This is a genomic window from Alkalitalea saponilacus (assembly GCF_900168165.1).
GTDB lineage: Bacteria > Bacteroidota > Bacteroidia > Bacteroidales > Marinilabiliaceae > Natronoflexus > Natronoflexus saponilacus.
This window is the reverse complement of record NZ_FUYV01000007.1, coordinates 169088-181141: the sequence shown is the minus strand read 5'-3', so window position 1 is coordinate 181141 and position 12054 is coordinate 169088. Positions and strand designations below refer to the sequence as shown.

Genomic DNA, 12054 nt, shown 5'->3' with positions numbered 1-12054 from the left:
TTTTATCGGCAATATTACCTGCCAGGCTGTTCATTTCTGAAAATATCCAATTCTCCGTCAATTAAGAAAATGAGGTTGTCGGAGTGGACTCAAACATAGAAATAAAAAAAAAGCTGTCGTTTCCGACAGCTTTTTCGATTATGCGATATCACTAATTATTAAATACTAGCAATTTTATCTGCCTTATAATGTCCAGCTTTCAGTTTTTCGGCCACTTCAGCAAAAGCTTTAATGGTGTAATCCACATCTTCTAAAGTGTGCACTGCTGTAGGGATAATTCTTAGCATGATTTGTCCTTTGGGAATAACCGGGTACACCACGATGGAACAAAAGATGTTGTAATTTTCTCTCAAATCCATTGTCAATGTGGTTGCCTCAGGCACGGTTCCGTCAAGAAATACAGGCGTTACAGGGCTTTCTGTTTTACCGAGGTTGAAACCTTTTTCACGCAATCCCGATTGTAAGGCGTTTACGACCTTCCAAAGATTTTCTCTTAATTCTGGTTTGGTTTTTAACAGTTCAAGTCTTTTTAAAGCACCCATTACCATTGGCATGGGCAGCGATTTTGCAAAGATCTGTGAACGCATGTTGTAACGCAGATAGCTGATCACATCTTCACGTCCGGCAACAAAACCTCCAATTCCGGCCATGGATTTGGCAAAAGTCCCAAATATCAGGTCAATTTCGCTTTCAACATTAAAGTGCTCTGCTACACCGGCTCCGGTTTTACCCATGGTTCCAAAACCGTGTGCATCATCAACCAATATGCGGAAATTAAATTCTTTCTTTAGTTTAATAATGTCATCAAGTTTTCCTAAGTCACCTGCCATTCCAAACACTCCTTCGGTAATAACAAGAACACCGCCGCCTTGCTTATCTGCTAGTGCAGTTGCGCGTTCAAGTTGTTTTCTCAGGTTATCGATGTTGTTATGGGGAAACACGTAGCGCTTTCCCATATGCAGCCGTAATCCATCAAGAATACATGCATGCGACTCGGAATCGTAAACGATTACGTCGTTTCTGTTACACAAAGTATCAATAATGGAAACCATACCCTGATAACCAAAGTTAAGAAGGTAAGCATCCTCTTTTTTTACAAATTCAGCAAGCGCACTTTCAAGCTCTTCATGCTTGCTGGTATGGCCTGACATCATTCTAGCACCCATAGGATATGCCATGCCGTATTCTTTTGCAGCTTCTGCATCTGCTTTACGGACTTCCGGATGGTTGGCAAGTCCCAGGTAGTTGTTCAAACTCCAGGTAAGGACTTCTTTTCCCCTAAATTTCATTTTCGGATTAATTTCCCCTTCCAATTTGGGGAACATGAAATAACCGTGAGCCTCTTTTCCGTATTGACCCAGCGGTCCCATGTTAGCGCTTATCTTATTAAATATATCCACGTTAATAAGTTTTTAATTATTTCCATGGCAAATGTAATCTTTTTATCGCTTTCCACCATTTTTGCAGGTTAAATTTTATGTTGAGCGCTTAAATACTGCTTAATAGTCGTTTTTAAATTTTAACATGTATTTACGCAAAACCCCTAAAAGTTGGGATTGTAAGATTATTTTGTCGGTTGTATGTTTGCACTGTATTTTAATATAATGCTTTACCTCATTAAATAAAGCATTTAATTTTAATACTAAAAAGGCAAAGAAGTACGAAAATAACGAAAGGGTTAAAGCCAAACTTAATTATTATGAAACATATATTTTTTTTGATTCTAATTGTTGGATTACTTTCCATATTTAAAGTAGAGGCAGCAGAAACACATAATGTTCTGGGAGGCCGGATCATTAGTGAAGGAAACGGAGTCCCATACATTGCGGTATACATAAAAGGAACCAATACCGGTACCACAACAGATGAATCGGGTCAGTTCGTATTACCTTATGGCGATTTCGATCATTTGGTGCTGGGTGTTCAGGGCTTGGGGTATAAAACCGCTTTTATTAATTTGACCAAGGATGAGGCTGGTGGCGATTTGGATATTACCATCGAACCGGATACACTTTTGCTTGAGCAGGTGCTTGTTTCCGGAAGTCGGGTAGGTATACTAAGGTTTCTACCGGGTTCAGTAAGTTTTATTAATCAAACGCAATTAGAAAACACTCGACCTGTAAGTGCTAATGAAGTTCTACGAAATATTGCCGGTGTGCACGTAGTGGAAGAGGAAGGTGCCGGTTTACGGGCAAATATTGGCATCAGGGGATTGGATCCTAATAAAAGCCGTAATGTTCTAATGTTGGAGGACGGCGTACCGGTTGCATTAGCACCTTATGGCGAACCTGAAATGTATTTTTCTCCCAATATTGACCGGATGAGTGGGGTGGAGGTGCTGAAAGGAAACGGTTCAATACTGTTTGGCCCCCAAACCATTGGCGGAGTAATCAATTATTTAACTCCGGATGCACCTGATACTCCAGGCGGCAGGTTGTCAATTCGAGGAGGTGATTTTGGCTTTTTCAGTTCCTATCTGGAGTATGGAGGAACCTGGAACAATACAGGAGTTTTAATGAATTACTCACGTAAACAGGCCGATAATTTTGGCCCAACCAGGTTTTTATTTCATGATTTTAATACAAAAATCCAGACCAAATTCTCCCCTGTTTCACAAATGGTATTTAAAATGGGCGTATATGATGAAAACAGTAATTCTACCTATGTTGGCTTAACACAACCGATGTACGATAGGGGAGGATATGATGATTTAAGAATCGCACCGGATGACGAGCTGGACGTTAGAAGGTACTCTGCAAGTTTAAATCATAAGTATCTTTTAAGTCCGGGTTTGCAACTGAATACCACTGCTTTTGGGTACACGACTACCCGTAACTGGAATCGACAGGATTTTACTTATAGTTCATCAGCATCTAACATGTCAGGTGTTGTACACGGTGATGACGATGGTTATCAGGGAGCCATTTATCTTCGAAATTCGACGGGACAAAGAAACCGACAGTTTGAAGTGGCAGGTATTGAACCACGTCTTCAATACAGATATGAGTTGGGTGGTTATACCGTCAAAACAGATGCCGGCGTGAGATATCTATACGAGCGCGCATTTGAGCAGAGAATTAATGGCACAAAACCAGGCGCTCGTTCAGGGGCTTTAGATAGTGATGAAGTCAGAACCGGCCATGCTGTTAGCGCATATTTGCAGAACAACATCATGCTTAGCAACAGACTTTCAATTATGGCCGGTTTACGAAACGAGAACGTTTGGTACGAACGAGAAATTTTGAGAGTAAAATCTGGAGTTAATCTTATAGATACTCTAATATCTAATACCACTGATGTTTATGCATTGATTCCCGGAGTGGGAATTAATTACAACGTAACAGAAGAGATTGGGATTTTCGCAGGCTTGCACAGAGGATTTGCTCCTCCCCGTACAAAAGATGCTGTTAGTAATGATGGAGAGGATTTACAATTGGATGCAGAAAAGAGCTGGAACAGCGAAATAGGTGTCAGATTATCTGCGGGAAATGTGAGTTTTGAAACAGCTTTTTTTCACATGAACTTCTCCAATCAGGTGATTCCGGTAGCAGAATCCGCAGGTGGAGCAGGAACGGGGATCATTAACGGGGGGGAAACTACACATTATGGTGTTGAAGCCTCTGCATTGGTGGACATAGCCGGATTATTACCAGCCAATTGGAATGGGAGTCTTTCTCTTTCTGGAACTTATGTGGTTTCTGAATTCTCGTCAGACCGGTACATTTTACAAAAAGAAGCATTGGTTGCAGGATTGGATAATGTGTATATGAACGTAAAGGGCAATCGAACACCTTATGCACCTGATTTGGCAATTAATGGTGGTTTCCAGATTGAACTTCCCATAGGTTTGGGTTTCAGTGTTACCGGAAACTACACAGGCAGTCAGTACACTGATGTATTGAATACTGAAAATGTTTATGATTGGATTGCCACTCACGAAGCTGATGCTGATTATCAATACGTACAGGCTGTTACGCATGGTCAAATTGGAAAACTGGATAGTTTTTTCATAACCAACCTGAATGCCTGGTATAGTTTCTCCGGAAGTGGACTTGCGTTGAATCTTGGAGTAAAAAACCTTACCAATGAAAGGTATATTGCGACTCGTCGTCCACAAGGAATCAGAGCAGGAATGCCAAGATTGATAACAGCCGGAATTAATTATACTTTTTAAGACCAATAGATGTTAGATTTTTAGATGAAAGATGCTAGAAGTATGATGTGCCCGGCAATATATTTTGTGCATACATGAGAGATAATCAGATAGAAAAGTTTAAAAAACCTATTTAAAGAAGTAAAGTCTTTAAGTTAAGAAACATACGGCAGGGATTTTTTTTCCCTGCCGTATGTTTCTTTTATGGCCTGCTTTTTGCAATAAACGATGAAGATTTTAAAGGGCTTGCCACCTACCATAAAAATATCTATATCAGAATTAGAGATTTGAAACTTATTCATTATCTTTGCACGATATTTTAAATGGACAACAGGGGTGAATCCGTAATATTTGTTCAATTAAGGAAAAGTATAGTCTTTTATGAGAAACCTGATTATTGTTGTATTAATTGCCTTGTTTACATCTTCGTGTAGTGAATATCAAAAACTACTAAAAAGTAATGATTATGATCTGCAATATACCCGGGCAATGGAATACTACGAGGCTGGGGATTACATGCGGGCATCCACACTGTTTGGAGGTTTGATTTCGATCTTTCGTGGTACTGAGCGATCTGAAATTTCACATTACATCTATGCCGACTGTCTCTTCAGAATGCGTAACTATTTGATGGCAGCGCATCATTTCCGTATGTTTGTACAGAATTATCCAACCAGCGATAGGGCAGAGGATGCGCAGTTTATGGCTGCTTATTGTCACTATAAACTATCCCCAAACCCACGGCTCGATCAAACAGACACCTATCAGGCTTTAGAAGGATTTCAATTGTTTATTAATCTATATCCTAATAGTGAGCGAGTAGTAGAGGCTACTCAACTGATGGATGAGTTGAGAGATAAGTTAGTTTATAAAGCGTATCTTAACGCAAAATTATATTTCAATCTGGGAACCTACATGGGAAATAACTACCAGTCAGCCGTTATTGCAGCACGAAATACACTGGATGACTTTCCCGACACAAAGCATAGGGAAGAGCTCTCTTTCCTGATTTTGGATGCAAAATATATTCAGGCAGTTAATAGTATTGAAGAACGAATGCAGGAAAGATTAAGGGAAACCATTGATGAGTATTATACTTTCATAAATGAATTCCCCAATAGTCAATATATACGTAGAGCACACAGAATTTTTGAAGAAACTTCTTCGTTATTGAATTAGAAAATATAAAGTGATTTTATTTACATAGCTATGGACTACAAAAAATCAAAAGCTCCGGCAAACACCGTCACATGGGATACGGCTAAATTGGGAGAGTCAACCGGTAACATTTATGAGTCGGTTGTGGTTATCTCAAAAAGAGCAAATCAAATTGGTGTGGAAATGAAGGAGGAGCTTAACCGCAAACTTCAAGAGTTTGCGTCATACACGGATAATTTGGAAGAGGTTTTTGAAAACCGTGAGCAAATTGAAATCTCCAGATTTTATGAACGTTTACCAAAACCATCTGCCTTAGCTACTACAGAGTTTGTGGATGGAAATGTATATTATCGAAATCCTGCCAGAGAGGAAGTGCAGGATTTGGATAATGAGTAGACACACTTATTGCTTGTTTAAAGAATTTTAAAAGATAAAAGAAACTTATTGTTTCTTTTATCTTTTTTGTTCATATATAGTTGGTTATATTTGTTGTTGTTAACTATGGATTCTTAATTTCGTCTTATTTGTTTTCTAAGAATGCAAGTTTCCATGTATGAGGTTTTTTGTTGCTATATTATTTTTGTAATATCTAATCTATAGGTCTATATTCTATAATTCTAATTATCTGAATAGAGATTTTGAAATCTAAAGTTTGCAGTAGCTATATCTTATGTTATCGGGTAAGAAAATCATATTAGGCATTACAGGAAGCATTGCAGCTTATAAAGCTGCATTGCTAACTCGTTTGTTTGTTAAAGCGGGTGCTGAGGTTCAGGTAATAATGAGTTCCTCTGGGAAGGAATTTATCACTCCAGTTACATTGTCAGCGCTATCTGGTCGACCGGTTTTAGGCGACTTCTTTGAAAACAAAGATGGAACCTGGCACAGTCATGTTGATTTGGGCCTATGGGCCGATGCCATGATTATTGCTCCAGCTACTGCCAATACCATGGCAAAAATGGTGGGAGGTGTTTGTGATAATCTTTTAGTCACCACATATATGTCGGCGCGTTGTCCGGTTTTTTTAGCACCGGCCATGGACCTTGATATGTTTCAACATCCTTCAACCATTAGGAATATGCAAACTCTGGAAGAGTGGGGATGTACCATCATTGAACCCGGAACAGGCGACTTGGCTAGTGGTTTGTCAGGGAAAGGACGTATGGAAGAACCGGAAGTTATTCTAGATCGGTTGATTAATCATTTTAAAGGCGTCCCGGTTATTAAAACGCTTACCGGAAAACGCATCATGATAACTGCAGGGCCTACATATGAAGCCATTGATCCTGTGCGGTTTATTGGAAACTATTCATCCGGAAAAATGGGGTTTGCCATTGCCGAAGAACTGGCAAAACGAGGTGCGCATGTCGATCTGGTTTGTGGTCCTGTTCAGATCAAAATAGAGCATCCCGGGGTTTATCGTCACGATGTTGTCACTGCACAGCAGATGCATGATAAATGTGTGGAGCTTTTTCCAAATACAGATGCGGCCATTATGGCCGCCGCTGTGAGTGACTATACACCTGCAAATGTCTCGGATAACAAAATTAAGCGTTCCTCTGATCATTTCAATATTTCATTGAAACCTAACCCGGATATTGCAAAAAGAATGGGCGAGATGAAAAAAACTGGCCAGATTCTTGCTGGTTTTGCATTGGAGACTGACAATGAAATTGCAAATGCCTGTGAAAAATTGAAAAAGAAGCATTTGGATTTTATTGTTCTCAACTCTTTAGCTAAGGCGGGAGCCGGTTTTATGACTGATACAAATCAAATAACCATTATAAGTAAAGAAAATAAACAAACGGATTTTCCGTTAAAGAGTAAAAGAGAGGTGGCCTTTGATATTGTAAATTATTTAGAGACGATGATGGTATAAAATATTTTGTCCCGAAAAATGGTAAAGCATAATTTTAAATATTTGTTCCGTGCAACACTGATGGTTACATTGATGTTGATAATCAGCTACCCTTTGTCTGCTCAAGAGTTGCGTGCCAGAGTTCAAGTTGTGGCTCCCGGGGTTCAGGGGACCAATCGTGCTGTATTTGAGACGCTGCAAACATCCATTATGGAGTTTCTGAACGGACAGCAATGGACCGAGCACAAATTTAATCCCGAGGAACGAATTGATTGCACCATTCTTATTAATATTCGTGAAGTTATAGGAAGTGATGAGTTTCGGGGCACCATACAAATACAGGCTCGAAGACCGGTATATAACTCATCCTACAATACGCCGCTTTTAAACTATCTCGATCAGAATTTACATTTCAGATACATAGAGTACGAAACACTTGTATATAATCCATCGAATATTGAATCCAACTTAGTAGCCATTCTTGCTTATTATGCTTACATCGTTCTTGGATTTGATTACGACTCGTTTTCTCCACGTGGCGGGACACCATATTTCCAACGTGCCGAGCAAATTGTTAATATGATGCAGAATGCACGGGAAAGTGGTTGGAGATCCTTCGAAAGTCAACGCAACCGTTATTGGTTGGTGGAGAACTTACTAAACGAACACCACGCACCTTTGCGTAACGCCTTCTATCAGTACCACAGAAGAGGGCTGGATATGATGGCCGATCGAGTTGATGAAGGGCGTTCAAATATTGCATCCTCTTTGGAATTGCTCCAACGAGTTCACCGTCAGCGTCCTAATAGTTTTGCGCTCGGTTTTTTCTTTGATGCTAAATCTGAAGAGCTGGTTAATATATTTTCAAATTCTCCTTCGATGGAACGCGGAAGGGTTGTTAATCTTTTATCAGAAGTTGATCCAACCAATTCCGATAAGTATCAACAAATTCTTTCAGAGCGGGGACGCATGTGATTTTTATGATTCCTGATCTTTTTGATTTCAAAAATGAAATTTAATACTTTCTTTATATCTTTGTTTTAACAAAGATATAAACTATGCTAAGGCAACTTTCCATATCTAATTACGCATTAATTGATTCAGCTGAACTTGTTTTGAAAGAAGGTTTTACCGCCATTACTGGTGAAACAGGAGCAGGTAAATCAATTATGCTTGGTGCTCTGTCTCTCATTTTGGGACAGAGAAGTGATACATCTGCAATTCGTGATAAAACGCAAAAATGCGTTGTAGAAGCACATTTTTATCTGAATGGTTATCATCTTGAGCAGATGTTTGAAGAGGCTGATGTGGATTATGATGTTGAAACTGTCATCCGGCGTGAAATTTTACCTTCCGGAAAATCACGCGCTTTTATCAACGATACCCCGGTAACATTGCCATTTTTAAAGGATTTATCTCAAAAGTTGATTGATATTCATTCCCAACACCAAAACCTACTTCTTGGCGATGGCCTGTTTCAGCTTAACGTGGTGGATATAGTGGCAAATAATAAGGATATTCTGCAAGAATATCAGCAAAAATACCAAGTGCTTCGGGAGTTGGAGAGAGATAGGGAGGAGATAATGCAATTGAATAATCAACAAAAGGCAGATCGCGACTATTGGGATTTCCAGTTTAATCAACTTCAAAGTGCTGAATTGCAAGCCGGCGAGCAAGAGTTGGTAGAGCAGGAAGCGGAACAGCTTTCACATGTAGAAGAGATAAAGTTGGCATTAGCCAATGCGGGAGTTTTACTAAACGAGCATGAGTTTCCTTTGGTTGATGGATTGCATCAGGTTGTAAATGAGATTAAAAAAATCAGTAATTTTTTATCTGGTGGAGAAGAACTTCTGTCTCGTCTTGAGTCGGTTTACATAGAGTTAAAGGATATTGCAGATGAGGTTTCTGTTAAAGCATCGGAATTGGAGTTTGACCCGGTTCGTTTACAGCGATTGCAGGATCGGCTAAATCTGATTTATGAATTGCAACAGAAACATCAGAAAGACAGTATTGGTGAGCTCCTTGAATTAAAGGATGATCTTGAAAGCAAACTGTTCTCGTTGGATTCGTTTGATGAAAAACTAAGGAAATTGGATGAAACCATCGCAAAAGAGAAGAAGATCGTTGGGAACATGGCCTCCCAATTGTCACAGTCCCGAAAGGAAGTTTTTGATAAAATAGAAAGGACTATAACTAATCAGCTACACGAACTAGGGATGCCACATGCACGTTTTAGTGTTGAACATGAACTTTTGAAAGAGTTTACACGAAGTGGAGCCGATGAGATCAGATTTTTGTTCAGTGCAAACAAAAGTGGGGTGTTGGCTGATATTCCTAAAGTTGCATCAGGAGGTGAACTATCAAGATTAATGCTGTGTATAAAAACGCTTTTGTCTTCTGCGAAAGGATTACCTACCATCATATTTGATGAGATTGACACCGGGGTATCTGGAGAAATTGCCGACAAGATGGGGCGTATTATGCAGCAGATGGGTAATAGTATTCAGGTCATCAGCATCACACATTTGCCTCAGATTGCGGGTAAAGGTCAGCACCATTTTAAAGTCTTTAAATCTGAAGAGAGCGACCGCACCGTTTCTCACATCAGACTACTTTCCAACGAAGAACGCATCCGTGAAATTGCCGGAATGTTGAGCGGAGCCAAACTCTCTGATGCTGCCATTCACAATGCCAAAGATTTGTTGAAAAACTAATTGGGATTTGAGTTAATGGACAGTTAGTCAGGTGTATGTATTGGTTTTGCTTCTCTTAAATAGTCTTAATAAAGCCAAAAAAAAGTTTTGGTTTTATTTCTGAGCAATTATACCTTATATTTGTAGCCTCAAAAATCAAAACGAAAATGGGATATAATCTATTAAAAGGGAAAAGAGGGATCATATTTGGTGCCCTTAACGACATGTCAATTGCCTGGAAAGTAGCAGAGCTGGCGCATGCCGAAGGAGCCACGTTTACTCTCTCAAATACACACGTAGCATGCAGGATGGGCAGTGTTACAGAACTGGCACAAAAAACCGGATCAGAAGTAATTCCGGCTGATGCCACCAATCTGGAAGATCTGCAGAACGTCGTAAAAACATCGACCGAGGTTTTGGGCGGTAAAATAGATTTTGTACTGCACTCCATTGGGATGTCTTTAAATGTAAGAAAGAAACGTGTTTATCACGATTTGGATTACAATTATCTGGCTAAAACCCTTGATATTTCAGCCATTTCTTTTCATAAGCTGATTCAAACGGCATTCAAAATGGATGCTATGAATGAGTATGGTTCCATCGTGGCTCTGTCTTATGTAGCTGCACAACGTACGCTTTACGGGTACAATGATATGGCCGATGCAAAAGCTTTATTGGAATCCATTGCCCGTAGTTTTGGGTATATTTACGGACGTGAAAGGAAAGTAAGGGTTAATACCATCAGCCAATCGCCAACCGTTACTACTGCAGGTAGCGGAGTAAAAGGCATTGATGGCCTGATAGATTTTTCTGATCGTATGTCTCCGCTTGGCAATGCCGATGCAGAAGATTGTGCTAAGTATTGTGTTGCTATGTTTTCAGACCTGACTCGTAAAGTTACCATGCAGAACCTTTTCCACGACGGTGGATTCTCCAGCATAGGAATGAGTTTAAGAGCAATGAAGCAGTACAACAAGAGCTTCGACTCTGATGATGTACAGGATTTATATTAGAATACTGATTAAGTTTATCATTTTATTCACCTGGATTTGCGATTTCATATCGCTCGGATGGGAATTAAAAAATATGATAAATTGACTAGTCTTTTGATATACAGTATAAAAGCCTCCTTTTTAAGGAGGCTTTTTATATGTATCCTACAAGCTGTAAATTTCTGAATCTCCTTTTAAAACATTAATTTTGTCATTCTTATTTATAACTGGTGTAAATCAGATATTTTTAGTCTGTTATTTAAACCCGAAATATTTATAATTATTAAACATGGATAATTATCAGATCAATCACCTTAAGGAGTTAGAGGCTGAGTCGATATTTGTAATTCGCGAAGTCGCAGCTCAGTTCGAAAATCCTGTGATGCTATTCTCGGGAGGGAAAGATTCAATTGTGATGTTTCATCTTGCGCGTAAAGCTTTTTGGCCTGCAAAAGTGCCTTTCCCTTTGATGCATATTGATACAGGGCACAACTTCCCTGAAACGCTTGATTATCGTGACAAGTTAATGCAAGAAACAGGTTCTGTTTGTATTGTAAAAGAGGTACAGGAATCCATAGATAAAGGGAGAGCAAAAGAAGAGACCGGATATAACGCAAGCCGTAACAAGTTGCAAACTGTTACCCTATTAGATGCTCTGGAAGAACTAAAGTTTGATGCTGCGATGGGAGGCGGACGACGCGATGAGGAAAAGGCAAGAGCCAAGGAGCGTTTCTTTAGCCATCGTGATGAATTTGGACAGTGGGATCCAAAAAATCAGCGCCCCGAACTTTGGAACTTATTCAACGGGCGCAAAAATATGGGCGAGCATTTTCGGGTTTTTCCAATCAGCAACTGGACTGAAATGGATGTATGGCAATACATCTATATGGAAGATATAGAACTACCATCCCTGTATTATACTCATGAGCGTGAAGTTTTTGAAAGAGACGGAGCACTGCTGGCTACCGCTCCTTTTATGAAACTTCGTGAAAATGAGAAGCCGCAAGTCATGAAGGTGCGTTGTCGTACCATTGGTGATATAAGTTGTACAGGACTTACTCTTTCTACTGCGAATTCTCTCGAAGATATTATTCAGGAGGTTGCAGCCTCTCGCGTTACGGAACGAGGAGGCAGGGCAGACGACAAACGTTCAGAAGCCGCCATGGAAGACCGTAAGAAGGAAGGGTATTTTTAATTCTT

General features: G+C 39.7%; 9 protein-coding genes. 8 read left to right on the top strand and 1 reads right to left on the bottom strand.

Features of this window, described 5'->3' with window-relative positions:
• Positions 1-158 precede the first annotated feature (158 nt).
• A complete protein-coding gene (locus tag B5X70_RS07860) occupies positions 159-1370 on the bottom strand; it encodes an aminotransferase class I/II-fold pyridoxal phosphate-dependent enzyme (protein ID WP_232468313.1) in 1212 nt (403 codons plus the stop codon).
• 329 nt (positions 1371-1699) lie between these two features.
• Here B5X70_RS07860 and B5X70_RS07855 point away from each other — a divergent pair, with 329 nt between their 5' ends.
• From B5X70_RS07855 to cysD, 8 genes are all read left to right on the top strand, one after another.
• Positions 1700-4174 carry a TonB-dependent receptor gene (locus B5X70_RS07855; RefSeq protein ID WP_079557347.1) on the top strand — a complete coding sequence of 825 codons (2475 nt, stop codon included), beginning with the start codon at positions 1700-1702 and terminating at the stop codon, positions 4172-4174.
• Positions 4175-4534: 360 nt separating this feature from the next.
• On the top strand, positions 4535-5332 hold the full coding sequence (locus tag B5X70_RS07850) for an outer membrane protein assembly factor BamD (RefSeq protein WP_079557346.1): 798 nt from the start codon (positions 4535-4537) through the stop codon (positions 5330-5332).
• 30 nt (positions 5333-5362) lie between these two features.
• Positions 5363-5707 (top strand): DNA-directed RNA polymerase subunit omega, encoded by a 345-nt coding sequence (locus tag B5X70_RS07845; protein ID WP_079557345.1) that lies wholly within the window; start codon positions 5363-5365, stop codon positions 5705-5707.
• 274 nt (positions 5708-5981) lie between these two features.
• Positions 5982-7190, top strand: coding sequence for a bifunctional phosphopantothenoylcysteine decarboxylase/phosphopantothenate--cysteine ligase CoaBC (coaBC, locus tag B5X70_RS07840; protein WP_079557344.1), 1209 nt, complete (start codon positions 5982-5984; stop codon positions 7188-7190).
• Positions 7191-7208: 18 nt separating this feature from the next.
• The gene (gene porD / locus B5X70_RS07835; RefSeq protein WP_232468314.1) at positions 7209-8144 is read left to right on the top strand and encodes a type IX secretion system protein PorD; all 936 of its coding nucleotides are present in this window, start codon (positions 7209-7211) and stop codon (positions 8142-8144) included.
• 83 nt (positions 8145-8227) lie between these two features.
• The gene (gene recN, locus B5X70_RS07830) at positions 8228-9883 is read left to right on the top strand and encodes a DNA repair protein RecN (protein ID WP_079557343.1); all 1656 of its coding nucleotides are present in this window, start codon (positions 8228-8230) and stop codon (positions 9881-9883) included.
• A 146-nt stretch (positions 9884-10029) separates the two neighbouring features.
• On the top strand, positions 10030-10875 hold the full coding sequence (locus tag B5X70_RS07825) for an enoyl-ACP reductase FabI (protein WP_079557342.1): 846 nt from the start codon (positions 10030-10032) through the stop codon (positions 10873-10875).
• Positions 10876-11143: 268 nt separating this feature from the next.
• Entirely contained in the window at positions 11144-12049 is a 906-nt protein-coding gene (gene cysD, locus B5X70_RS07820) for a sulfate adenylyltransferase subunit CysD (protein ID WP_079557341.1), read from the top strand.
• Positions 12050-12054 lie beyond the last annotated feature (5 nt).